This window comes from Pseudomonas extremorientalis, from assembly GCF_001870465.1.
GTDB lineage: Bacteria > Pseudomonadota > Gammaproteobacteria > Pseudomonadales > Pseudomonadaceae > Aquipseudomonas > Aquipseudomonas extremorientalis.
In genome coordinates this window covers 25922-50436 of record NZ_MDGK01000062.1, presented here as the reverse complement: position 1 = coordinate 50436, position 24515 = coordinate 25922, and the positions used below count along the sequence as shown (strand labels likewise).

Genomic DNA, 24515 nt, shown 5'->3' with positions numbered 1-24515 from the left:
AGAGCGTGACGGATGGCATTGGTAATTTTTGATCTGGACGACACCCTGATCCATGGCGACTGCGCCACCCTGTGGAGCGAGCAGATGGGCCGCCTGGGCTGGGTCGACCCTGAGTCGTTCATGCGCAGGAACAACGAGCTGATGGACGCCTACAGCCAGGGCCAGTTGAAGATGGAAGACTTCATGGACTTCAGCCTCGAGCCGATGATCGGCCGCACGCCGGAGGAAATCGAGCACTTGGTGGAGCCGTGGGTCGAGGATGTGATCGAGCCGCTGATCTACAGCGACGCCACCAAGACCATTGCCCACCACCGTGCGAATGGCGACCGGATCCTGGTGATCTCCGCCTCGGGCACGCACCTGGTTACGCCGATTGCGGCGCGGATCGGCATTGATGAAGTGCTGGGGATTGAGCTTGAAGTAAAGCACGGCGTGTACAGCGGCCATACTCAGGGTGTATTGACCTACCGTGAAGGCAAGATCACGCGTTTACTGGAATGGCTGGCGCAGGAAGGTGAAACACTGGACGGTGCGTACTTCTATTCGGATTCGCGCAATGATTTGCCGTTGCTGCTGAAGGTGGAGCATCCACAAGTGGTCAATCCGGACCCGGTGCTGCGCGAGCATGCCGAAAAAGCCGGCTGGCCGATCCATCACTGGATCTGATTGAACCGAGATCAAAAATGTGGGAGGGGGCTTGCCCCCGATGACAGTGTGTCAGATGAAGAATTCTTCACTGTCCCACTGTCATCGGGGGCAAGCCCCCTCCCACATTATTAAACGCATTACAATTCAGCTCAGGCTTTCGTCAATCACCAACACCAACTTCCCGGAAATCCGGTTGGTCGCAAGCTCGGCAAACGCCGCTTCGGCATCCCTGATCGCAAAGGTCCTGGCCAACTGCGGGCTCAGCCGCCCTTCAACAAACAGCGGCCATACATGCTGGCTCAAGTCGCTGAGCAGGTCGGCCTTGAACTGATCACTGCGGCTGCGCAAGGTCGAGCCCAGCAACTGAATGCGCTTGCCCAGTACCTGGGCCAGGTCCAGTTGCGCGTCACGCCCGCCCATCAAGCCGATCAACACCCAACGACCATCGAGGGCCAGCAGCTTGAGGTCCAGCGCCGCATAGTTGCCACCGACCGGGTCGAGGATCACATCGAACGGCCCGAAATCCCGCAACCCTTCGATGCCGTCGGTACGCACCACGCCGCCCTGTGCGCCGAGCTCCTCGCAATAGGTCAGGCGCTCTGCCGAGCCGACGCTGACCCAGCACGGGCTGCCAAACGCCTTGCACAACTGGATCGCCGCCGAGCCCACGCCGCTGGCGCCGGCATGCAGCAACACTTTTTCGCCAGGCTTGAGGCCCGCCAACTGGAACAGATTCAGCCACGCCGTGCTGTACACCTCGGGCAGCGCCGCCGCTTCGACCAGCGACAGGCCTTCCGGCACCGGCAGCACGTGGCGCGCATCCACCACCACTTCTTCGGCCATGCCGCCACCGGCGAGCAGTGCGCAAACCCGGTCACCGACTTGCCAGGACGAGCCGGCGCCCACTTCGCTGATCACCCCGGAACACTCCAGACCCAGCACGTGGCTGGCACCCGGCGGCGGCGGATAGAGCCCCGCCCGCTGTAATAAATCGGCGCGATTGAGGCCCGCTGCCGCCACACGAATACGAACTTGTCCTACATCGCAAGTAAGACCGGGTTCTTCCAACCACTCCACATGACCGTCAACGCCTTGCAATGCTTTCACAGTGCCTCCATAGTGAGTCTGGACTGAGCCCGTAGCTGTATCGCCGGGCTTTTTGCATTATGCGACCGGACCATATGGAACCGGCTCCCTCAAAGACGGCCTAATATGCGTTATCAATTGCCCCCGCGTCGAATCAGCATGAAGCATCTGTTCCCCAGCACCGCCCTCGCTCTATTCATTGGTCTCGGCTTCGCGTCGATGTCGACCAATACGTTCGCAGCCAACAGCTGGGACAATCTTCAACCTGATCGCGATGAGGTGATTGCCAGCCTTAACGTCGTCGAGTTGCTCAAGCGCCATCACTACAGCAAGCCGCCGCTGGACGACGCTCGCTCGGTGATCATCTACGACAGCTACCTCAAGCTGCTGGACCCGTCGCGCAGCTACTTCCTGGCCAGCGATATCGCTGAGTTCGACAAGTGGAAGACCCAGTTCGACGACTTCCTCAAGAGCGGCGACCTGCAGCCCGCGTTCACCATCTACAAGCGTTACCTGGACCGCGTCAAAGCGCGTCTGGACTTCGCACTGGGTGAGCTGGACAAAGGCGTCGACAAGCTCGACTTCACCCAGAAGGAAAACCTTCTGGTGGACCGCAAGGACGCGCCTTGGCTGACCAGCACCGCCGCGCTTGACGACCTGTGGCGCAAACGCGTCAAGGACGAAGTGCTGCGCCTGAAGATCGCCGGCAAAGAGCCCAAGGCCATCCAGGAGCTGTTGACCAAGCGCTATAAGAATCAGTTGGCGCGCCTGGACCAGACCCGTGCCGAAGATATCTTCCAGGCCTACATCAACACCTTCGCGATGTCCTACGACCCGCACACCAATTATCTGTCGCCAGATAACGCGGAAAATTTTGATATCAACATGAGTCTGTCGCTGGAAGGCATCGGTGCCGTCCTGCAAAGCGACAATGACCAGGTCAAGATCGTGCGCCTGGTACCGGCAGGCCCGGCCGACAAGACCAAGCAGGTCGCTCCGGCCGACAAGATCATCGGCGTGGCCCAGGGCGACAAAGAGATGGTCGACGTGGTCGGTTGGCGCCTGGACGAAGTGGTCAAGCTGATCCGTGGGCCGAAAGGCAGCGTGGTGCGCCTGGAAGTGATTCCGCACACCAATGCACCGAACGACCAGACCAGCAAGATCGTGTCCATCACCCGTGAAGCGGTGAAGCTCGAAGACCAGGCTGTGCAAAAGAAAATCCTCAACCTCAAGCAGGATGGCAAGGACTACAAGCTGGGCGTGATTGAGATCCCGGCCTTCTACCTGGACTTCAAGGCCTTCCGGGCCGGCGACCCGGACTACAAGTCCACCACCCGCGACGTGAAGAAAATCCTCACCGAACTGCAGAAGGAAAAAGTCGACGGCGTGGTCATCGACCTGCGCAACAACGGCGGCGGCTCCCTGCAGGAAGCTACCGAGCTGACCAGCCTGTTTATCGACAAAGGCCCGACCGTGCTGGTCCGCAACGCTGATGGCCGTGTCGACGTGCTGGAAGACGAGAACCCGGGCGCCTTCTACAAAGGCCCGATGGCCTTGCTGGTCAACCGCCTCTCGGCCTCGGCCTCGGAGATTTTCGCCGGCGCCATGCAGGACTACCACCGCGCCTTGATCATCGGCGGCCAGACCTTCGGCAAAGGCACCGTGCAGACCATCCAGCCGCTGAACCATGGCGAGCTGAAACTGACGCTGGCCAAGTTCTACCGGGTTTCCGGGCAGAGCACCCAGCACCAGGGCGTACTGCCGGACATCGATTTTCCGTCGATCATCGACACCAAGGAAATCGGCGAAAGCGCCCTGCCGGAAGCCATGCCGTGGGATACCATCCGCCCGGCGATCAAGCCGGCGTCGGATCCGTTCAAGCCGTTCCTGGCGCAGTTGAAAGCCGACCACGACACCCGCTCCGCCAAGGATGCCGAGTTCGTGTTCATCCGCGACAAGCTGGCCCTGGCCAAGAAGTTGATGGAAGAAAAAACCGTCAGCCTCAACGAAGTGGACCGTCGCGCGCAGCATGCCGACATCGAAAACAAGCAACTCGTACTGGAAAACATCCGCCGCAAGGCCAAGGGTGAGGATCCACTCAAGGAGCTGAAGAAAGAAGACGAAGATGCGCTGCCGACCGAAGCGGAAAAAACCAAGCCGGAAGACGACGCCTACCTGGCCGAGACCGGCCGGATCCTGCTGGACTACCTGAAGATCAGCAAGCAGGTGGCCAAGCAGTAAATGATGGCGATTTAATGTGATTGCTCCTTGGAGTGTCATCATATAGACATCATTCTGTCGTGAAATGAAGGACCGCAGGTTTCAAGCCTGCGGTCCTTTTTTTTCGATCGAGATCGCCATGACCATGACCGAACAGCTGAATGCATTGGGCTCTATCCTGGCTCAAGGCAGTTTGCACAGCCTGTTCCAACCGATCATCTGCCTGTCTGAACGGCGCATTCTCGGCTACGAAGCCCTCAGCCGCGGCCCGTCCAACAGCCCGCTGCACTCCCCCGTCGCCCTGTTCTCCGTGGCCAGCCAGGCCGGACGCCTGAGTGAACTGGAGATCGCCTGCCGCGAAAGCGCGTGCCGGCGCTTCAGCGAGCAGAAGCTACCGGGCAAGCTGTTCCTCAACGTCTCGCCTCAATCCCTGATGGAAACCGCGCACCAACCGGGACGCACCCTGCAACTGCTGCATGACTACGGCATTCCACCGAGCCAGGTGGTGATCGAACTCACCGAACAAACCCCCACCAACGATATCGACCTGTTGCAAACCGCCCTGCATCACTACCGCAACATGGGCTTCTCGATTGCCCTGGATGACCTGGGCGCCGGTTATTCCAGCCTGCGCTTGTGGTCGGAGCTGCGTCCGGATTACGTGAAGATCGACCGGCACTTTATCGACGGTATCCATCAGGATGCGCTCAAACGCGAGTTTGTCGGCTCCATCCTGCAGATCGCCAAGGCGTCACGCGCCCAGGTGATTGCCGAAGGCATTGAGTTGCACGAGGAGTTGGCGGTGCTGACGGAAATGGGTGTGGACCTGGTCCAGGGCTACCTGCTCTGCCGACCACAGGAGCAACCGCCGCAGGAAGCCCGCCTGATGCTGCCCAAGCCCGACAGTTCCAATGTGGCACTGAACGATGAAGGCAGCGACCTCAGCGCCCTGCTGAGCGAACAGCCGGCGGTGGACCAGGATACCGCCACCGCCCAGGTACTCGAAGCGTTCCGCCGCCAGGCCAACCTCAATTCCCTGGCAGTGCTGGACGGGCGTGGGCACCCGATCGGTATCGTGCACCGGCATTCGCTGTCGGATGCGCTGCTCAAGCCGTTCGCCACCGACCTGTTTGCACGCAAGCCCATCAGCCGCTTGATGAGCACCGACTTCCTGGCGGTGGAGTTGAGCCAGTCGCTGCAACAGGTCAGCCGCCTGCTCACCAGCCGTGCGCGGCAACGTATCGAAGAAGACTTCATCATCACCCTCAATGGCGATTACCTGGGTCTGGGCCGGGTGATCGATGTGCTCAAGCTGATCACCGAACGGAAAATCCAGCAGGCGCGCTACGCCAATCCACTGACCCTGCTACCCGGCAACGTGCCGATCCAGCAGTGCCTCACACGTCTTCTGCAACAGCAGCGCGAGTCGGTGATCTGCTACGTGGATATCGACAGTTTCAAGCCGTTCAACGACATCTACGGCTATGGGCGTGGGGATGAGGTGTTGCTGTGCCTGGCGCAGTGCCTGAACGACCGGGTCGATCCCAGCCGTGACTTTGTCGGGCATATCGGCGGTGATGACTTTTTGCTGGTGCTCGGCCCGCAGGACTGGCGCAAGCGGCTCAACCAGCTGCTGGATGACTTCCACACCCAATGCCGGCGCTTCTACCGCGCCGAGCATCTGGAGGCCGGCTGTTTCGTGGCGTTGAACCGCCAGGGCGTGCGCCAGGAGTTCGCACTGCTGTCGCTGTCCATCGGGGTGGTGCATTTGTATCCACAGGCCTGTGGACAACTCGATGCCAGCCAGTTGGCGGAGTTGGCGTCGCAAGCCAAACACCATGCCAAGGATATGGCCGGCTACAGCATCCATGTGATCGACAGCATGGACGCACTGCCCCAGGCGCTTTAAGCCTCGGCGGACTCGGGATACTCGTATTCAAACACCCGCACCACTTCCGAAGCGTGCCAGGAGGCGGCGGCCACGCCATCGGACGGCCCGCTGAAACGCCCCAGGCGCTCTACGCACTCGAAGAAACCGGTACGCGGCAAACGGCTGGCACCCTGGCTGATCACCAGCGAGCTGCGCAATGGCTGCTCGGCCTTGGCGTCCAGCGCTGCCAGGTGTTCCAGGGCAGCGGCCAGGGTTTGCATGGCAGGGGTGGGAAATTGCAGGCGCTCCAACAGCGCGCGGTAGGTCAGCAAATGGCGCTGGCGGCGCGCCTGGTCCAGTTCGTTGAGTAACCCATCCCAGTGTTGACGGCTGATACGTAGGCTCAAGATTCATCCCTCCAACCTGCAACGCCCAATTCCCAGGCCAGGCTGCGGCGGATCGCGGCATCCGGCTGGCGTTCACCACTTTCAATCAATCCAAGATATGACGGGCTGATGCCCACGGTGCGGGCCAGGGTCTCGATCGCCAGGCCTTTGGCTTCGCGCAAGCCGCGCAGGTCGGCGAGCAGGCGCAGATCCTGCGCAGGGGTGGCTTGAGCAGTCGATACGGAAAGAGGTGGCGTAGGCTGTTGCTGACCGGCCGCTTTTAGCAACGCCTGGTACTGATCCCATGGCAACACCGCGTATTCGGGTTCGCCATTGCGTGAAATTATCTGAATATCCATGACTGCCCCGTAGGATAACTGCACTTACTAAGTAAGCTCTTTCCTTAGGAGTGTAATCCTAACAGCCACAAAGGTCGCAGGGGATAGCCAGGTCATGGGTTTTTTTGCGGGTTTTCCTGGGCCAGCAGCGCGGGCGTCGCAGGCAGCCGCTCAACCACGGCGAGCTTTTCCGGACGCTGGGCGTCGCGCCAGGCGCGAAACGCGTTCAGTTCGCCGTCCAGGGTCTTCATGACCCATGCCAGCACGGCAATGTCGTCGAGCATGCCGAACATGGGGATAAAGTCGGGGATCGCATCAATCGGGCTGAGGAAATACATCAGCCCCGCCACCACCGAGATCAGCGCCTTGGGGCTGATGGCCCGGTACTCACCGCGCCAGTAAGCCAGGCACAGGGCCTGGAGCAACCTGAGATCATCCTTGAGCTTGCCCAGGCGATTGCCTTGGCTCGAGCCTTTGGCAGCGACCGCGAACAATAGCGTAGGCAAGCGTCCGCGACCCAGAAGGCGCGCGGCCATGGGCAGGAAACGGGTGAAATTGAACGGTGGTTTCATTCGTCACTCCAGTTCCATATGACATAAAAGGTTATCCACACAAATTGTGGATAACCTTGTGAACAGAGCCTGTTTTCCGGGCTGAAAGCCACGTAATACAAGGCTTGCAGTCAGATCGGGCGTTTTTTGCGCACTGAAAAAAAACCCAAGATTTCATTGACTTGGCGTTGATGTGCGGCTACCCGTACTCGAGTCTTATATCAGACTGTTGCAGGTTGCAGACGTTCGTTTGAATTCGCCGGGCTCTGATGTGGGAGAGGGCTTGCTGACCACAGAAACAACAACGCCCCGTCGAGACGGGGCGTTGTATGTTCAGGCGCCGATTACTTCTTGGCGGCTGGTGCAGCAGGCGCGTCAGCCTTGGCTGGGTCCTTGATGGCCAGCAGTTCCAGGTCGAAGACCAGCACGGAGTTGGCTGGAATCGCCGGGCTCGGGCTCTGCGCGCCGTAGGCCAGGTCGGAAGGAATGTACAACTCGACCTTCTCGCCCACGTGCATCAGTTGCAGGCCTTCGACCCAACCCGGAATCACACCGCTGACCGGCAGGTCAATCGGGCTGCCGCGATCCACGGAGCTGTCAAAGGTGGTGCCGTTTGTGAGCTTGCCGGTGTAGTGAACAGTCACCACGTCGGTCGGCTTGGGCTGGGCGCCATCGCCCTTCTTCACGATCTTGTACTGCAGACCGGAAGCGGTGGTGACGACGCCGTCTTTCTTGGCATTGTCTTCGAGGAATTTCTTGCCGGCGGCTGCCGACTCTTCGCTCATCTTGGTCATGCGTTCTTCAGCACGCTTCTGCAGTGCGGCAAACGCTTCAACCAGTTCGTCGTCTTTGAGCTTCTGCTCTTTTTTGCCGACGGCATCTTCGATGCCCTGGGCTACCGCTTTGGAATCCAGGTCATCCATGCCTTCTTGGGCAAGGCTCTTGCCCATGTTCAGGCCGATACCGTAGGAAGCTTTCTGCGCCGGGGTTTTCAGCTCTACGCTGGTCTGCGAATCACAACCCGCAAGTACCAGGCTAACCAGGGCCACCGCCGCCGCCAACCGATGCTGTTTCATGCTATTTCCTTGTTCATGCGCCAAAAGGGCATTCGAATAAAGTCGCGAGCTTATCAGGCGGCCACGACCAATGGCTACCGGCATGTGAGCAGGAAACTTCCGATAAGTTCACGTGTTTAAAAGCATTTTCATTCATGATGCAGGGCCGCGACGGGTCGTGGAGCCACCTACTACCAGGCTCATGGCCACTTGCCGCCCTTGTGGCGTAGTGGCATAACAACGCGACCACTCGACAAGGCCGAGACAAGGATAGCCATCTTGCGCATTTTTTCCCGTGTTTTACTCCTGATATTCGCCATGTTGGCCCTGGTGCTGGCCGTGGTGCTCTATTACACCATCAACCCCAAGCTGCCGGACTACGTGCCTGTGGAGCAGGTCCACTACCAGGACCAATGGAGTGCCGCCGACCGCCAGACCTATTACTTCACGCCCCAGGGCACGCAAGTGAAAGGCCTGCACTACGACTGGTTCACCGCCCTCGAACTGCCGTTTTCCGAGCAACGTTTTGCCACGCCCGACTACCTGGCGCGCTTCGGTTTCCTGGTCGACCCCAGGCAGGTGCCCACCGTGCAAAACCCCGGCAACTTGCCCGTGGGTTTCGCCCGGCATAAAAACGCCGGCAGCAACGTTGAATACCTGGATATCACCTGCGCCGCCTGCCATACCGGCGAGCTGCACTTCAAAGGCCAGGCCCTGCGCATCGACGGCGGCTCGGCCCAGCATGTACTGCCCTCCAGCGTTCCGACCCTGCGCGGCGGCAGTTTCGGCCAGGCGTTGGTCGCCAGCCTCGCCGCCACCTACTACAACCCGTGGAAGTTCGAGCGTTTTGCCCGCCAAGTGCTCGGCGATCGCTACGACGCCGAACACAAACAACTGCGCCAGGACTTCAAGCAATCGCTGAACCAGTTCCTCAAGGTGGCCTGGAATGACACCCATCGCGGCCTCTACCCCACCGAGGAAGGCCCGGGCCGCACCGACGCGTTTGGCCGTATCGCCAACGCCAGCTTTGGCGATGCGATTTCCCCCGACAATTATCGCGTCGCCAACGCGCCGGTGGACTACCCGCAGTTGTGGGACATCTGGACTTTCGATTGGGTGCAATGGAACGGTTCGGCCCAGCAACCCATGGCGCGCAATATCGGTGAGGCCCTGGGTGTCGGCGCCACGCTGAGCTTTTTCGACGCCGCCGGCCAGCCGCTCCAGGGCGATGCACGTTACCCGTCCAGCGTCCGCGTGCGTGACCTCAACCTCATCGAAGAAACCCTGCAACGCCTCAAGCCGCCGACCTGGCCCGAGGAGCTGTTCGGCGCCATCGACAAGCCCCTCGCCGCCCAGGGCCGTGCACTGTTCGCGGAAAACTGCGCCGGCTGCCATGTGCCCAGCGTCACCCAGGAACACGGCCGCCCGGTGCAGGCGCTTAAAATGCTGCCGGTGGACTACATCGGCACCGACCCCGGTACTGCCAGCAACATTGCCGACCAACGCTACGACCTCAGCGCCCTGCAATGGGACCCGGCGGAACTGGCCACACTCAACGTCGAGCTGCACCCGACGCCGACCGAACCGCTGGACGTGAAAAAGATGTCCGTGGCCAAGGGCCTGGCTTACGTCACCGCCTTTGTCGAAGAGCATGCCTACCGTGCCGCCGGCGTGACCCCGGCCGAGCGTCCGCGCCTGGATGGCTACGGCTTGCCCATCGGCGTGCGCGAGCTGCGGGCCTATAAGGCGCGGCCATTGGCTGGCGTATGGGCTACGCCGCCGTTCCTGCACAACGGTTCGGTGCCGACGATCTATCAATTGCTCTCGCCTCAGGACGAGCGCAGCACCACCTTCTATAAAGGCACCTTCAACTACGATCCGCGTCATCTGGGCTTCGAGACCGGTGCGTTCAAGAATGCCTTCCTGTTCGATACCAAAATCACCGGCAACCACAACAGCGGCCACGAATTCCGTGCCGGGCAACGTGGCAATGGCGTGATCGGCCGTTACCTGCAACCGCAGGAACGCTGGGCGCTGCTGGAATACCTCAAAGTGCTGGGCGGCCCGCTGGAGCAACAACTGCCATGATGATTCGATCCCCCTACGACCGACCTTCCCTGCTCGCCCGCCTGTGGCTGCGCATGGGTGCGTTTCTCGGCAAGACCTTAGTCTGGCTGGTGGGCCTCGGCCTGCTCGGCTGGCTGGCCGCCACCGCCTGGTATGCCTGGCAGCACAGCGGGCCGGTGTCGCCGAATGAGCAGGTTCCGCCCGGCGAAGCGGCGATGACCCAGGGCATCATCCAGACGGCGGTGCGCATCGTCGACCAGCACCGCGAAGGCACGCGCTACCTGCGCGACGCCCACGCCAAGGCCCATGGCTGCGTGAAGGCCGAAGTCAGCGTAATGGCCGATCTCGATCCGGCGCTGCGCCAGGGCGTGTTTGCCGAGCCGGGCAAGACCTGGCAGGCGCTGATACGGCTGTCCAACGGCAACGCCTACCCGCAGTTCGACAGCATCCGCGATGCACGGGGCATGGCGCTCAAGCTGTTGGACGTGCCGGGCAAGCAACTGCTGGCCGACCAGCAGACCCGCACCGAACAGGACTTCGTGATGTTCAGCCACCCGAACTTCTTTGTCAGTGATGTCGCGGAGTACGCACAGAACATCGGCGCCCAGGCGGATGGCAAGAAAGTCCTGGCGTTCTTCCCCAAGGTCGACCCGCGTACCTGGCAGGTCCGTCACCTGTTCATCGCCCTCGCCACCCTGGCGCCGGCACCGGCGAGCCCGACACAGACCACGTACTTTTCGGTCTCGCCCTACAAGTTCGGCGCGGCCAACGCCAAGTTCCGCGTGGCCCCCGACCCACAGAGTTGCCCGGAATACGCACTGCCCAAACAGAATCAGGACCTGCCGAATTTCCTGCGCAGCGCCTTGAGCCAGCAGTTGTCTACGGATCGCGTGCCGGCGTGTTTCGTGCTGCAGATCCAGCGGCAGAACCCGCAGAAATTCATGCCCATCGAAGATACCAGCATCGAGTGGAAGGAAAGCGACGCGCCGTATGAGACGGTGGCCAAGGTGCGGATCCCGGCGCAGGACTTCGATACCCCCGAGCAGAACCTGGCGTGCGACAACCAGTCGTTCAACCCCTGGTTCGGCGTAGCAGAGCATCGCCCCATCGGCGGCATCAACCGCTTGCGCAAGGCGGTGTATGAAGCGGTCAGCGATTACCGCCACAGCCGCAACGCCCCGTAAAAAGTGCGTAACAATAGGCCCGCCCGCATAAGGATTGCGTCGGGTCTATTGAGCCGCTTTCTCCCCGCCTCTACCGTGAAGTCCTACTCCATCACCTGTAGGAAACCACCGTGGAAAGCTCAACCCTCGGCATGCTCGTACTCACCCTGATTGCAGTGTTCGGCACCGCGTCTTTTTGTTTCGAGCACTTGGCGACGCGTCAGACCCGCAAGAAAAAAACCGGCCAACGTTGACCTTAAGCCCGATCACTCGACCTCGGCAGCCTTGGCCAGTAACCATTGACGAAAACTGCGCGCAGCCGACGGCGGGTTGCGGTGGTGGGGTTGCATCAGATGCAGGCGGCCCCGGCTGTGCATGGTGTGAGGCAAGGCCATTTGCAGGCGCCCGGACGCCAGATCGTCTTCCAGCAGACTCTTCCAGCCCAGTGCGACGCCGTGGCCCATCACCGCCGACTGCATCAGCAGTTGGTAGCTGTTGGTCCGCAACGCGTGGCGCGGGGTGTAATAGTCGGCACCGGCATCGGTGAACCAATCGGCCCAGGTCAGCCAATCGTGGTAGTGGTCCTCCACGATCAGCAAGGTGTGGGCGTGCAGCAAATGGTGTATATCGCGAATCGGGCCGTGGTGTTCGAGGTAGACCGGGCTGCACACGGTGATGACCTGCTCGCTGTCGAACACCGGCGAGAGCTCGAGGCCGTGGGGCGCGGCCAGTTCATCCAAGTGATAGAACAGGCCCAGGTCATATTCACTGACGTCCAGATGGCTGGGGCTTTCGCTGCACAGGATGCGAATGTCCAGGTCCGGGTGTTCGCGCTGGAATTGCGGTAACAGGCCGGCGAGCCAGATCGTACTGATGGTGGGCGTGCTGGCCAGGGTCAACTGGCGGTCGGCGCCACGCCGACGCAACTCGGCGGACTCGCGATCCAGCTCGCGCAACAGACGCTGGATGGTACGGAAGTAACGCACACCGGCGGGCGTCAGGCTCAGGCCCTGGGCCAGTCGATAAAACAGCGGGCGGGCCAGGTCTTCTTCAAGGCGCTTGACCTGACGGCTGACCGCGCTCTGGGTCAGATTCAGTTCATGGGCGGCCTGGGTAAAGCTCAAATGGCGGGCAGCCGCTTCGAACGTCTGCAAGCAGTTGAGCGGTGGAAGATCGACGTTTCGGCGCGACATGAACAGTTCCATTGGCAATGGCGAGCCCGGGTTGCCCCAGGCCCGCAGCGATCACGATGGCAAGCATCCTGCCAGTTGCCCGCTTACAGCGCGACCCTCGCCACGCGTTTGCTCCATTGCCGACGGTGTTCCAACTGGCCCTGTTCCCAGGCGGTCTGCTCCGCTTCGATGTAGAACCACTCGGCATCGGCGTGCACGCTCAAATGGCTTTCCACCTCCACGGCCCACTGGTCACGGCCGACGCGGTAGTGCCATTCGATATCCGCCCGCGTCGACAGCGGGTCCCAAGGCAAGGTGCGATATTGCTCGGTGCAACGCTGGTCCACCGACAAGCCGTGATCGGTAAACCGTACCGCGCCCAGGTCGTCTTCGATCTTCACGCAGACTTCGCCACTGCCCACATCTTCGATCAGGGTGCGTTTCGGTGCAGCGGCGCGTAGGACTTCCATCGCCACTGGCGTCGCCGATTGCGGCGCCTCGAACGGGCAGTCCACCGCCGCACCGGTGAACACCGGCAGTTGCAGGCTTTGCAGGGTCGGCAGCAAGGTCAACGTGGTCAGCTCGCGACTCGGCCACAGCAACGGGAAACTGCCGGTGCTCAGGGCCAGGCGCAGACGGTAGCCGGCCGGCAAGCGCATGCCGATGTGGTCGAGGTTTAGATGCACGTCCATCGGTTCACCCGGGACTACCGGTGTTACGCGGGAGAAGTCTTCACGCAGCGTGAGATTGAGCACGCCATAACTGATCTGCGTCACCTGCCCGTCCGGTGCCACGGCATTCAGCCGGGCGACCAATTGGCCGCAGGCCGTGTCACTCGCCAGGCGCAGCTTGAGGCGAGCATCGCCCAGCAACGCCAATGGCTCGGTCAGCGGCTGGGAATCGAAGCACAGCGAGTGGGCATCATCACGGCGCTGATCCGTCGGGCCGTCCGGGCCAAACCAGATGGCGCAGTATTCGCCCTGGTGCAGGCCCGTAGTCAGCGGCGAGCAAATGCTGCGCGTCGTGACCAAAGGCTGTGCTCCAGGATTCAGGCCATGTTCGCCCAGGCTGAAATCGGTCCATTGCACCTGAGGGTCCGGCCAGCCGGCGGTCTGTACCCAGACGCCCGGCCGTTCGGCATAACTGCCCTTCGGCGGCAGAATATCCTGTAGGTAAAAGGTGCACGCCGCGTCATCCATCACGCCGTTATCCACACCTTTGAGCCAGTGATCCCACCACCGCTTGGCCTCCTGCAGAAAGCCGATGGCCGGATTGGGCACCGCGAAATGCGGGTATTTATGAATCCACGGGCCGAGCATGGCCTTCTTCGGCCCCGGCAGGTTTTCCATCAGGCGCGACACGGTATTGCGGTAGGCATCGCCCCAGCCGCCCACCGCATACACCGCAGCCTTGATTTGCGCATAGTCCTCGCACACCGAGCCATGGCGCCAGTAGTCATCGCGGGTCTGGTGCTGCAGCCAGGTTTCGGCGAGCAACGGCATGGCGTCCAGGCGTTGGTGCCAGAGGCTTTTCCAGTCCTCGACCAACAGCGGATCGGGCACCGCAGCGCTGAAGTTGAGCATGGTGGCGGCCCAACCGAAGTTCTCCATCAACAGGTTGCCGCCCTTGTAGTGGATGTCATCGGCAAAGCGGTCATCGGTGGAACACAGCGTGATGATCGCCTTCAGCGCCTCGGGTTGGCGTGCCGCGACTTGCAGGCCGTTGAAGCCGCCCCAGGAGATGCCCATCATGCCGACGTTGCCATCGCACCACGGCTGCCGGCACAGCCAATCGATCACTTCAAGGGCGTCTTCCTGTTCCTGCAACAGATATTCATCGGCCATCAGGCCCTGGGACTCACCATTGCCACGCATATCGACGCGAACACACACATAGCCCTGCCCCGCCATCCACGGATGGGTCAACGCATCACGCACGGCGGTGCCATCGCGCTTGCGGTATGGCAGGTATTCCAGGATCGCCGGGAAGGTCTGGGGGTCGGCGACTTCCGGCAGCCAGATGCGTGCGGCCAGTTGGGTGCCGTCCCTCAAGGGGATCAGGCAGTGCTCGATTTCGCGCACGGTGTAAGAAAATTCAGTAACGATTTCCATCAGTAACTCCAACAGCAGTTCAATCGATCAGCGGGCGAAATCGGGCACAGGGCTGACGCCACGCAGTTCCGTTTCAGGTGTCCGCTGAAGGCGTTTCACGTCCAGCAAGGCGGGGTTTTTCAACCAGAAGATCAGCGAGGTACTGGCCAGCAACACCAGGATCATGCCCGGCAAACCGCCGAGGTTAGAGAGCATCTTCACCCCGTCCACCCCGACAAACGCGACCATCACCCACGACACCGTCCCGATGATCAGGCCCCATACAATCTTCAACAGCGGGTTGCCGTCGAGGTCGGAATCGGCAGTCACGCCCTTGCTGCACAGGTTGGCAATCACGTCGGTGCTGGAGTCTGCCGCGGTCACAAAGGAGATGAACGCCACGAACAGCAGGAACGCGATCATCAGGCCGCTGGCCGGCAGTTGCTGGAACATCTGGTACAGCACGTGTTCCACGCCCTGTTCGTTGAGCACACGGTTGAGGCTGCCGTCGCCCAGCGCATCGAAATACAGGCTGGCGCCGGAGAAGATGCAGATCCACACCGCCGTGAACAACGCCGGGTAGAGCATGTTGATGTGGATGAATTCGCGCACGGTATAGCCACGTCCGATCTTGCCGAGGAACAGCGCGCTCACCGGCGCCCAAGCAAACCACACCGACCAGTAGAACACCGTCCAACTGTGCGGCCAGGTGTCGCCACTGGCAGCGCCGGTGAACAGGCTGCGGCTGAAGAAGGTGTCGAGGTAGATGCCAAGGGATTCGACGCCAAGGCTGAACATGTACAGGGTCGGCCCGCACAACAGCACGAACAGACCCAGGGCCAGCATGATCCAGGTATTGAACGAAGACAGCATCACAATGCCTTTTTGCAGGCCACTGGCGGCCGAGGCGACAAAGGTGATGACGATGATTGCAATGATGATGGCCAGGCGGAACGGCGTGGTTTCACCGCCGATGTACTGGGCCAGGCCACCGGCCAGCGTCAGCGCGCCTGTGCCCAGGGACGAGGCCATACCGGCGACCAGGGCGAACATCGCCAGGGTGTCGATCAGCCCGGCATAGCGCCGGACCCGCGCTTCACCGAGCAACGGCTCGAGCATGGCGCCGATGGAGAAACGGCTGCGGCGGTTGTAGAACACCAGGGCAAACACCAGCGAGGGCACCAGGTAGATCGCGTAGGGCGTGATGGTCCAGTGCAGGAACATCGTCGACATGGCAAAGCTCTTCGCCGCCGCGCTGCCGGGCTCAATCGGCAGGCTGGTGGGTGGGCCGTACAAGTGGTAGAGCGGTTCGGCGGTGGTCCAGAACAGCACACCCACCGCCAGTGTGGTGCACAACGCCACCATGAACCAGCGCCATTTGCTCAGCAAAGGCTGCGCATCTTCACCGCCGATACGCACCCTGCCCAGCGCGGAGAAGTAGACGATGGCGGTCAGCACCACCATGGCAAAGGAGCCGGCGCTGAACAGCCAGGAAAAGTTTTTGAGGATCAGGTTGTTGAGCTGTTTGCTGATCGCCAGGAACGCATTCAGGTCAATGTAGCTGGCGATCACCGCCGCCAGCAGGATCAGGAAAGTTGGCCAGAACACCAACGGACGCAGTGGATATTTCATCTAGAGCCATTCCCCTTGCAGACTATTTTTATGTTGGAGAGCGGGCACCGCAGCCTCCTGCTGCTGATGACTCACCTGGAAGTCTTCGCGTGGCTATAGATAAACGTTTAAGCCGCAAGGGGCGCAATCGACCAATGTGCATGGGGGTATTCCCTCACGTCATGACGCACCAGCACAGTTCAGGGCGAATAGGCAGTGCACAACGTCAAGGCAAGGGAGGTCAAATCGCGGACGAAAAAAAGCCCGCTCAATGAGCGGGCTTCCTGGGGTGACCTGGCGTTCAGTGTTCCAGGTGACCGAATATGGCGCAGCGGACGGGACTCGAACCCGCGACCCCCGGCGTGACAGGCCGGTATTCTAACCGACTGAACTACCGCTGCGCGTAACACTTGAAGCGAATGGTGGGTGATGACGGGATCGAACCGCCGACATTCTGCTTGTAAGGCAGACGCTCTCCCAGCTGAGCTAATCACCCTTCGTTTCGGTGTGGCGCGCATTCTACGGAGCGACCTTAAGTCTGGCAAGCACTTTCTTAAATCTTTTTTTTGATAGCTTCCAATGGCTTAGGCAGGGTTGGCCTGGGACGTTATCAAGAGAATAATGCCCCCCTTTGTATAAAGGAGAGACTCACCCCATGTGGTTCAAGAACCTGCTTATCTATCGCCTGACCCAAGATCTGCCTGTTGATGCCGAGGCGTTGGAAGCGGCCATGGCCACCAAGCTGGCGCGCCCTTGTGCCAGCCAGGAGTTGACCACTTACGGTTTCGTCGCGCCGTTTGGTAAAGGTGAAGACGCTCCCCTGGTTCACGTCAGCGGCGACTTCCTGCTGATCGCCGCGCGCAAGGAAGAACGTATCCTGCCGGGCAGCGTGGTGCGTGACGCACTTAAAGAGAAAGTCGAAGAGATCGAGGCCGAGCAAATGCGCAAGGTCTACAAGAAGGAACGCGACCAGATCAAGGATGAAATCATCCAGGCCTTCCTGCCCCGCGCCTTCATCCGTCGTTCGTCGACCTTCGCCGCCATCGCGCCAAAGCAGGGCCTGATCCTGGTCAACTCCGCCAGCCCGAAACGCGCCGAAGACCTGCTGTCGACCCTGCGTGAAGTGATCGGCACCCTGCCGGTTCGCCCGTTGACCGTAAAAACGGCACCGACTGCGATCATGACCGACTGGGTCACCACCCAGAAGCCGGCCGATGACTTCTTCGTCCTCGACGAGTGCGAACTGCGCGACACCCACGAAGACGGCGGCATCGTGCGCTGCAAGCGCCAGGACCTGACCGGCGAAGAGATCCAGCTGCACCTGACCACCGGCAAAGTCGTGACCCAACTGTCCCTGGCCTGGCAGGACAAGCTGTCCTTCATGCTCGACGACAAGATGACTGTCAAGCGCCTGAAGTTCGAAGACCTGCTGCAAGACCAGGCGGAACAGGACGGCGGTGAAGAAGCCCTGGGCCAGCTGGACGCAAGCTTTACCCTGATGATGCTGACGTTCGGCGACTTCCTGCCGGCGCTGGTTGAAGCACTGGGTGGTGAAGAGACCCCGCAGGGTATCTAAACCGTGTGAAATTCAAAATGTGGGAGGGGGCTTGCCCCCGATAGCATTCTGTCAGTTAAAACACCTATGACTGACAGACTGCAATCGGGGCAAGCCCCCTCCCACATTTGATCGAATCCAACAAAAAAGGACATCCCATGCGCGCTCTCGCCGCCTTGAGCCGCTTCGTCGGCAATACCTTCGCCTATTGGGTGTTGATTTTCGCCGTCGTCGCTTTCCTCGAACCTGGTTGGTTCATCGGCCTGAAAAGCGCCATCGTCCCTCTGCTGGGCCTGGTGATGTTCGGCATGGGGCTGACCCTCAAACTCGATGACTTCGCCGAGGTCGCCCGCCATCCCTGGCGCGTCGCCCTGGGCGTGGTCGCGCACTTTGTGATCATGCCGGGTGTGGCATGGCTGCTGTGCCAGGCCTTCCACCTGCCACCGGAAATTGCCGTCGGCGTGATCCTCGTCGGTTGCTGCCCAAGCGGCACATCGTCCAACGTAATGACCTGGCTGGCCCGTGGCGACCTGGCGTTGTCGGTGGCCATCGCCGCCGTCACCACCCTCCTCGCCCCACTGCTGACGCCAGCATTGATCTGGCTGCTGGCGTCGGCCTGGCTGCCGGTGTCGTTCATGGAGTTGTTCTGGTCGATCCTGCAAGTGGTGCTGCTGCCGATCGTGCTCGGCGTACTGGCGCAACGCGTGCTCGGTGAGAGGGTCCGCCATGCGGTCGACGTGCTGCCGCTGGTGTCGGTGGTGAGCATCGTGATCATCGTCGCGGCGGTGGTTGCCGCCAGCCAGGCGAAGATCGCCGAGTCGGGCCTGCTGATCATGGCGGTGGTGATGCTGCACAACAGCTTCGGTTACCTGCTGGGTTACTTCACCGGCCGTGTGTTCAAGTTGCCGTTGGCACAGCGCAAGTCGCTGGCGCTGGAAGTGGGCATGCAGAACTCCGGGCTGGGCGCCGCGCTGGCCAGTGCGCATTTTTCGCCGTTGGCGGCCGTGCCCAGTGCACTGTTCAGCGTCTGGCACAATATTTCCGGGGCGTTGCTGTCGACCTACTTCCGCCGCATGAGCGAAAAGGAAGACCGTCGCGTGCTGGAGAACACGCCGCAAACTTGATCAGCCGGGCACTTTTCGGCACTCTACCGAGCTTCGCGGGGACGACCCTGCGACGCTCCATAGCGCAGAATCCGGGGACGACCCCATCTATAGAAGGGGAATCACCATGTCCTGGATCATTCTGTTCTTTGCCGGGTTGTTCGAAGTCGGCTGGGCCGTCGGCCTGAAGTACACCGACGGTTTCAGCAAGCCGTTGCCCACCGCCCTGACGATTGCCGCCATGGCCATCAGCCTCGGCCTGCTAGGGCTGGCCATGAAGGAACTGCCGCTGGGCACCGCCTATGCGATCTGGACCGGTGTGGGTGCCGTGGGCACTGTGATTGCGGGGATTATCCTGTTTGGCGAGTCCATGGCGCTGTTCCGGTTAGCCAGTGTGGCGTTGATCATCTGCGGGCTGATTGGCCTCAAGCTCAGCACCTGAGCCACTACCGCAATCGGGGGCTAGCCCCCTCCCACATGTTGACTGTGTTCACACATCAAAGGTGGGAGGGGGCTTGCCCCCGATAGGGCCGGTACAGCCAAAACCAAAACTACCTGACACTCCCCCGCAAACCACCGACCACCTCCTGCAACCTCGCAGGCGTCGGCCCCTCCACCGGCTCGCCCGCCACCAACACCACCCGCGACCAGATCCGATGAAAGAAGCCCTTGTTCGGATCGCGGCTGAAAAAACTCCCCCACAACCCCTGCAACGCCATCGGAATCACCGGCACCGCCGTCTCTTCCAGGATGCGCGTCACGCCACCGCGGAATTCGTTCATCTCGCCATCGGCGGTCAACTTGCCCTCCGGGAAGATGCACACCAATTCCCCTTCCTTCAGGTACTGCGCAATCCGCGTGAAGGCCTTTTCGTAGATCTGGATATCTTCGTGACGCCCCGCAATCGGAATCGCCCCGGCGGTACGAAAGATAAAGTTGAGCACCGGCAAGCGGTAGATCTTGTAGTACATGACAAAGCGAATCGGCCGACGCACCGCGCCGCCAATCAACAGCGCATCGACGAACGACACATGGTTGCACACCAGCAACGCCGCGCCTTCATCCGGAATCGCCTCCAGGTTGCGATGCTCCACACGGTACATGGAATGACTGAGCAGCCAGATCATGAAACGCATGGTGAACTCGGGGACGATCTTGAAGATGTAGGCGTTGACCGCGATGTTGAGCAACGATACCACCAGGAACAGCTCGGGAATCGACAGCTTGGCCACGCTGAGCAGCAGGATCGACACGATTGCCGAAACCACCATGAACAGCGCATTGAGAATGTTGTTGGCGGCGATGACGCGCGCGCGTTCGTTCTCGGCGGTGCGCGACTGGATCAGCGCATACAGCGGCACGATATAGAAGCCGCCGAACACGCCCAAACCGAGGATATCGAACAACACCCACCAGGCCTGGCCGTAGCTGAGCACGGCGAGCCAGTCATTGGCCTGTACGTTCTGCGGGAAGCCGCCGGAGTGCCACCACAGCAACAGGCCGAACACCGTCAGGCCGAATGAACCGAACGGCACCAGGCCGATTTCCACCTTGCGCCCGGAAAGCTTTTCGCAAAGCATCGAGCCCAGTGCGATGCCGACAGAGAACACCGTCAGGATCAGCGTCACCACGGTCTCGTCGCCGTACAACCATTCCTTGGCGTAGGCCGGGATCTGCGTCAGGTAGATCGCACCGACAAACCAGAACCACGAGTTGCCGACAATGGAACGCGAAACGGCCGGCGTCTGCCCCAGGCCCAGGCGCAGGGTGGCCCAGGATTCGCTGAAAATGTTCCAGTTCAGGCGCAACCCCGGGGTCGACGCCGCCGCCCGGGGAATACTGCGACTGGCCAGGTAACCCAACACCGCCACGCCGACAATCGCCGCTGCCACCACCGGCGCATAATGGGTGGAAGACATCATGATCCCGGCGCCAATGGTGCCGGCCAGGATCGCCAGGAACGTGCCCATTTCCACCAGGCCGTTACCGCCCACCAGCTCATCTTCATGCAGGGCCTGGGGCATGATCGAGTACTTCACCGGCCCGAACAGCGCCGAGTGGGTCCCCATTGCAAACAGTGCCAGCAGCATCAATTCCAGGTGATTGAACAGAAAACCGGTGGCGCCCACGGCCATGATCACGATCTCGCCGATCTTGATCGCGCGGATCAACGCGTCCTTGTTGAATTTCTCGCCAAACTGCCCGGCCAGCGCCGAGAACAGGAAGAACGGCAGGATAAACAGCAAGGCGCAGAGGTTGACCCAGATGGAACGGTCGCCGTCGATGGTGAGCTTGTAGAGAATGGCGAGGATCAGCGATTGCTTGAAGATGTTGTCGTTGAACGCGCCCAGCAACTGGGTGATGAAAAACGGCAGGAAACGCCGTGTGCGCAGCAAGGTGAATTGCGAGGGGTGGCTCATCGTCCGTGTTCCTGCGTGGCCTAATAGTTATCAGGCCACGACTTTACCTAACTCCGCTTACTTATTCCCTAGTCCCGCAATGCACGGCGAAACAAAAAGCTCACCTTTATAGGCACCCTGCACCGTGCGCTTGGCGACGATCAGCCACATCAGCGCCAGCGTCATCACCAGCACACTGCCGAAGACGCTGAAGAAACCCAGGTGCAACAGGCTCGCCAACTTCAACGTGGCCAGCGCGTACACCCCCAACGGAAAGGTGAAGCCCCACCAGCCCAGGTTGAACGGGATGCCTGCGCGCAGATAACGCAGGGTGATCAACACTGCGATCAGCATCCACCACAGGCCGAAGCCCCACAGGGTAATACCGGCCACCAGCCCCAGGCCGTTGGCCATTTCACCCACGCCCGGCAAACCGTTGGCCGCGAAGATCGCCGGCGCATCGCCGCCCAGCAGCAACATGCCAAGGGCACCGGTGCCGATGGGCCCCAGGGCCAGCCAGCTCGACGCGGCCATATTGGCGTGGGGCAGTTTATGCAAGGCCATGCGCAGCATCAGGATGGTCAGGATGCTGAACGCCACCGGCAGCGAAAACGCCCACAGCACGTAGCTGGTCACCAGCATCACCAGTTGCGAATGCGCATCTGCCAAGTGCGGCGCCAGCAGGCCACCGCTGGCGGCAGCGACTTCGGCGGCAACCACGGGCAGCAGCCACACGGCGGTCATCTGGTCGATGCTGTGTTCCTGGCGGGTAAACATCATGAACGGGATGAGTACGCCACAGGCCATGGCCATGGCCACGTCCAGCCACCACAAGGCCTCGGCCAGCGGTATCACGTCGCTGCCCCAACGCGGCAAGCCGAACAGCAGCAAACCATTGAGAATCGTCGCAAGGCCCATGGGAATCGTGCCGAAGAACATCGACACCGTGGAGTGCCCGAAAATCCGCCGCGCCTCGTGGAAGAACATTACCCAACGGGCCGCATACAGCACGCTGAACAACACGAACAGGCCGATGGTGAACAACCACAGCGCTTCGGCGATGGCGTGCAAACCTGGCAGGTTGACCGGCAGTTGCGCCAGAGCCAGCGCCAGTACGCCGGTGCCCATGGTCGCGGCAAACCAGTTGGGGGTGAACTGGCGAATCACTTCCCGTGGACGGGCCAGGTGACTGAAGGGTTTGTAGCTGAGGGTATTCGTGCAGGGCATGATGGCGTGCCTCTTTCTCGTATGAGGTTGAGGCCATCATAGAACCTGATCGAATATCTATATAACGGGTAATATCTCTAACTGTTATCTGTTTTACAAATATACGGGCAGTAACTATTACCGTCAGCTGTCCGTGGTCACCCGCACCCGCGCTGAATCCTGCCACAACAATGCGACGAGTGCGCCGAGCGCCAGCAGGATGAGGACCGCGCCGTAGCCGTCGGTGGTGGCGATCAGGCCAACACTGCGAATCAGGTTGCCTGCCAGCAATGAAGGCAAACAGAACGCCAGGTAGCTGAGCACATAAAACGCCGACATCAGCCCCGCACGTTCATGGGGCAAGGCCAGTGGCACCACACTGCGCAAGGCGCCGAGAAAGCCCGCACCAAAGCCGCTGCCGGCGATCAGGGTGGCGATGAAGAACAGTGCCAGGCTGGCGCTGTGCACGGCGGTGAGGATCAGCGTCACGCCGATGGCGAGCAAGCTGGCGCCCAGACGCAGCACCTTGTCGGCCGCACGATTGCGCAGGGTAAAGATCATCAGTGCGCCGCTCAGGGTCAGCACGGCCACCAGGCCGCCACCGATCAGGTTGGAAGTGGAGCCGGTGGCCGCACGCACCAGCGATGGCGCAAGGGACAAGTAGAACCCGCCCATTGCCCAGACGGCGATATCCACCGGCAACGACAGCCACAATGCCCGGCGCGCCTGGGGCGGTACGTGCAACGTCGGGCGCAGCGACGCCAGCGCGCCGGGGATGCGGCTCACGGTCTCCGGCAAACGCCATACGTAGAGGGCCTGCAACAGCATCAAGGCCAGCAGCGCCCAGTAGATCAACTGGGTCGGCAACGGCGCGTACTCCACCAGCAGACTGCTACCCATCGCCCCGCAGGCCATGCCCAGAAGCGGCGCCACGCTGTTGACCAGCGGGCCCTGCTGGCGGTCGGTGTCGAGCAATGCCGCGCCCAGCACGGCGGTGGCCATGCCGGTGGCAAACCCTTGCAGGGTACGGGCGGCAATCAACCAGGCCACGCTGCCTTCATTGATAAACAGCAACATCGCCAACATATTCAGAAGCAGCGCAGCAAAAATCACCGGCTTGCGCCCCAGGTGGTCCGACAATGAGCCAACGGTCAGCAGTGCCGCCAGCAGGCTCAGGGCGTAGACCCCGAAGATCAGCGTGAGCATGCCTGCCGAAAAATGCAGGCCCTCCTGATACAGGTGGTACAACGGCGTCGGCGCACTCGAAGCGGCCAGGAAGGTCAGCAAGGTGATCGCGAGGAACACCAGGCTGGAACGATGGGAAACAGGACTGGACATACGCACGCTCCGCTAAAGCTAATATTTTGCTTTTGCGGAGTGTGCTACCGGCCAGCGCTTAAAGCAAATTCTTTGTGTTAAGGTCACCAGCATGGCGATTAAAGAAGGCCTTCGCCCGGGGGGCCGCAGTGCCCGGGTCCAAGAATCAGTGCACAACGCGGTGCGCGAACTGCTGGAAACCCATGAGCGCTCCAGCGTCACCGTGCCGATGATTGCGGCGCGCGCGGGGGTTACGCCCTCCACCATCTACCGACGCTGGGGCGATCTGTCCGTGCTGTTGGCGGACGTGGCACTGGCACGCATGCGCCCCGACAGCGAGCCTGCCAACACCGGCAGCCTGCGCGGCGACCTGCAGGCCTGGGCCGAGCAGTACCTGGATGAAATGAGTTCGGAACCGGGTCGCAACATGATGCGCGACTTGCAGTGCTTGATCACGCCGGGGTACTGCGTGAGCATTCTGAGCGGGCAGTTTCAGGCGATTATCGAGCGCTATCCGGACGAGATGCCACCGAACGTGGACCATCTGATCAACCTGATCGCAGCGCCGACGGTGTTTCGCATTCTGTTCTCGAACGCGCCGCTGACGGTTGAAGAGCTGCACCGTCTGATCGAGCTGGCACTGAAAGCCTGACATTACTCAAATACAAATGTGGGAGG

General features: G+C 61.1%; 21 protein-coding genes and 2 tRNA genes. 10 read left to right on the top strand and 13 right to left on the bottom strand.

Annotation, left to right across the window (positions count from 1 at the left end; all coding sequences use genetic code 11):
- The first annotated feature begins 12 nt into the window (after positions 1–12).
- Positions 13–666: an HAD family hydrolase gene (locus tag BFN10_RS26880; protein WP_071492261.1), complete on the top strand. Its 654-nt coding sequence runs from the start codon at positions 13–15 to the stop codon at positions 664–666.
- A gap of 126 nt (positions 667–792) precedes the next feature.
- On the opposite strand, the gene BFN10_RS26875 is transcribed toward BFN10_RS26880, so the two are convergent.
- Complete coding sequence (locus BFN10_RS26875; RefSeq protein ID WP_071492260.1) at positions 793–1755, bottom strand: zinc-binding dehydrogenase; 963 nt, start codon at positions 1753–1755, stop codon at positions 793–795.
- 138 nt (positions 1756–1893) lie between these two features.
- Here BFN10_RS26875 and BFN10_RS26870 point away from each other — a divergent pair, with 138 nt between their 5' ends.
- Positions 1894–3975 carry a carboxy terminal-processing peptidase gene (locus BFN10_RS26870; RefSeq protein ID WP_173668602.1) on the top strand — a complete coding sequence of 694 codons (2082 nt, stop codon included), beginning with the start codon at positions 1894–1896 and terminating at the stop codon, positions 3973–3975.
- Between the two features lie 118 nt (positions 3976–4093).
- Complete coding sequence (locus tag BFN10_RS26865) at positions 4094–5863, top strand: bifunctional diguanylate cyclase/phosphodiesterase (protein ID WP_071492291.1); 1770 nt, start codon at positions 4094–4096, stop codon at positions 5861–5863.
- Here the strand turns inward: BFN10_RS26865 and BFN10_RS26860 are convergent.
- The 4 genes from BFN10_RS26860 to bamJ all read right to left on the bottom strand — a co-directional run bounded on the left by BFN10_RS26860 (position 5860) and on the right by bamJ (position 8175).
- Positions 5860–6231: a hypothetical protein gene (locus BFN10_RS26860; protein WP_005786715.1), complete on the bottom strand. Its 372-nt coding sequence runs from the start codon at positions 6229–6231 to the stop codon at positions 5860–5862. The two genes, BFN10_RS26865 and BFN10_RS26860, sit on opposite strands and share 4 nt — an antisense overlap.
- The gene (locus BFN10_RS26855) at positions 6228–6569 is read right to left on the bottom strand and encodes a helix-turn-helix domain-containing protein (RefSeq protein WP_071492258.1); all 342 of its coding nucleotides are present in this window, start codon (positions 6567–6569) and stop codon (positions 6228–6230) included. Before BFN10_RS26855 ends, BFN10_RS26860 begins: the two co-directional genes overlap by 4 nt.
- A gap of 92 nt (positions 6570–6661) precedes the next feature.
- The gene (locus BFN10_RS26850; RefSeq protein WP_071492257.1) at positions 6662–7120 is read right to left on the bottom strand and encodes a YkvA family protein; all 459 of its coding nucleotides are present in this window, start codon (positions 7118–7120) and stop codon (positions 6662–6664) included.
- A 323-nt stretch (positions 7121–7443) separates the two neighbouring features.
- Positions 7444–8175: a BamJ family beta-barrel-assembly machinery protein gene (bamJ, locus tag BFN10_RS26845; protein ID WP_071492256.1), complete on the bottom strand. Its 732-nt coding sequence runs from the start codon at positions 8173–8175 to the stop codon at positions 7444–7446.
- A gap of 258 nt (positions 8176–8433) precedes the next feature.
- On the opposite strand from bamJ, the gene BFN10_RS26840 reads away from it, so the two are divergent.
- The 3 genes from BFN10_RS26840 to BFN10_RS29910 all read left to right on the top strand — a co-directional run bounded on the left by BFN10_RS26840 (position 8434) and on the right by BFN10_RS29910 (position 11638).
- Positions 8434–10242: a di-heme-cytochrome C peroxidase gene (locus BFN10_RS26840; RefSeq protein ID WP_071492255.1), complete on the top strand. Its 1809-nt coding sequence runs from the start codon at positions 8434–8436 to the stop codon at positions 10240–10242.
- Entirely contained in the window at positions 10239–11405 is a 1167-nt protein-coding gene (locus BFN10_RS26835; protein ID WP_071492254.1) for a catalase family protein, read from the top strand. The genes BFN10_RS26840 and BFN10_RS26835 overlap by 4 nt, the downstream gene beginning before the upstream one ends.
- 110 nt (positions 11406–11515) lie before the next feature.
- On the top strand, positions 11516–11638 hold the full coding sequence (locus BFN10_RS29910; protein WP_256572963.1) for a hypothetical protein: 123 nt from the start codon (positions 11516–11518) through the stop codon (positions 11636–11638).
- Positions 11639–11650: 12 nt separating this feature from the next.
- Here the strand turns inward: BFN10_RS29910 and BFN10_RS26830 are convergent, their stop codons facing one another.
- The 5 genes from BFN10_RS26830 to BFN10_RS26810 all read right to left on the bottom strand — a co-directional run bounded on the left by BFN10_RS26830 (position 11651) and on the right by BFN10_RS26810 (position 16753).
- Positions 11651–12577, bottom strand: a complete 927-nt coding sequence (locus tag BFN10_RS26830) for a LysR substrate-binding domain-containing protein (protein WP_058427309.1) — start codon at positions 12575–12577, stop codon at positions 11651–11653.
- A gap of 83 nt (positions 12578–12660) precedes the next feature.
- On the bottom strand, positions 12661–14667 hold the full coding sequence (locus BFN10_RS26825) for a CocE/NonD family hydrolase (RefSeq protein WP_071492253.1): 2007 nt from the start codon (positions 14665–14667) through the stop codon (positions 12661–12663).
- A 27-nt stretch (positions 14668–14694) separates the two neighbouring features.
- Positions 14695–16278, bottom strand: coding sequence for a BCCT family transporter (locus BFN10_RS26820; protein ID WP_071492252.1), 1584 nt, complete (start codon positions 16276–16278; stop codon positions 14695–14697).
- A 303-nt stretch (positions 16279–16581) separates the two neighbouring features.
- Positions 16582–16658: transfer RNA gene (locus tag BFN10_RS26815), tRNA-Asp, on the bottom strand.
- A 19-nt stretch (positions 16659–16677) separates the two neighbouring features.
- A tRNA-Val gene (locus tag BFN10_RS26810) sits at positions 16678–16753 on the bottom strand.
- 159 nt (positions 16754–16912) lie between these two features.
- On the opposite strand from BFN10_RS26810, the gene rdgC reads away from it, so the two are divergent.
- The 3 genes from rdgC (at position 16913) to sugE (ending at position 19357) form a co-directional block, all read left to right on the top strand.
- Positions 16913–17833, top strand: a complete 921-nt coding sequence (gene rdgC, locus BFN10_RS26805) for a recombination-associated protein RdgC (protein WP_065901389.1) — start codon at positions 16913–16915, stop codon at positions 17831–17833.
- Between the two features lie 137 nt (positions 17834–17970).
- A complete protein-coding gene (locus BFN10_RS26800) occupies positions 17971–18936 on the top strand; it encodes a bile acid:sodium symporter family protein (protein WP_071492251.1) in 966 nt (321 codons plus the stop codon).
- A 106-nt stretch (positions 18937–19042) separates the two neighbouring features.
- On the top strand, positions 19043–19357 hold the full coding sequence (sugE, locus tag BFN10_RS26795; protein ID WP_071492250.1) for a quaternary ammonium compound efflux SMR transporter SugE: 315 nt from the start codon (positions 19043–19045) through the stop codon (positions 19355–19357).
- Positions 19358–19466: 109 nt separating this feature from the next.
- Here the strand turns inward: sugE and BFN10_RS26790 are convergent, their stop codons facing one another.
- The 3 genes from BFN10_RS26790 to BFN10_RS26780 form a co-directional block, all read right to left on the bottom strand.
- Positions 19467–21335, bottom strand: coding sequence for an MFS transporter (locus tag BFN10_RS26790; RefSeq protein WP_071492249.1), 1869 nt, complete (start codon positions 21333–21335; stop codon positions 19467–19469).
- Between the two features lie 57 nt (positions 21336–21392).
- Positions 21393–22541, bottom strand: a complete 1149-nt coding sequence (locus tag BFN10_RS26785) for a TDT family transporter (RefSeq protein WP_071492248.1) — start codon at positions 22539–22541, stop codon at positions 21393–21395.
- Between the two features lie 123 nt (positions 22542–22664).
- Positions 22665–23858 (bottom strand): MFS transporter, encoded by a 1194-nt coding sequence (locus BFN10_RS26780; RefSeq protein ID WP_071492247.1) that lies wholly within the window; start codon positions 23856–23858, stop codon positions 22665–22667.
- A gap of 91 nt (positions 23859–23949) precedes the next feature.
- Here BFN10_RS26780 and BFN10_RS26775 point away from each other — a divergent pair, with 91 nt between their 5' ends.
- Positions 23950–24489, top strand: a complete 540-nt coding sequence (locus BFN10_RS26775; protein WP_071492246.1) for a TetR/AcrR family transcriptional regulator — start codon at positions 23950–23952, stop codon at positions 24487–24489.
- Positions 24490–24515 lie beyond the last annotated feature (26 nt).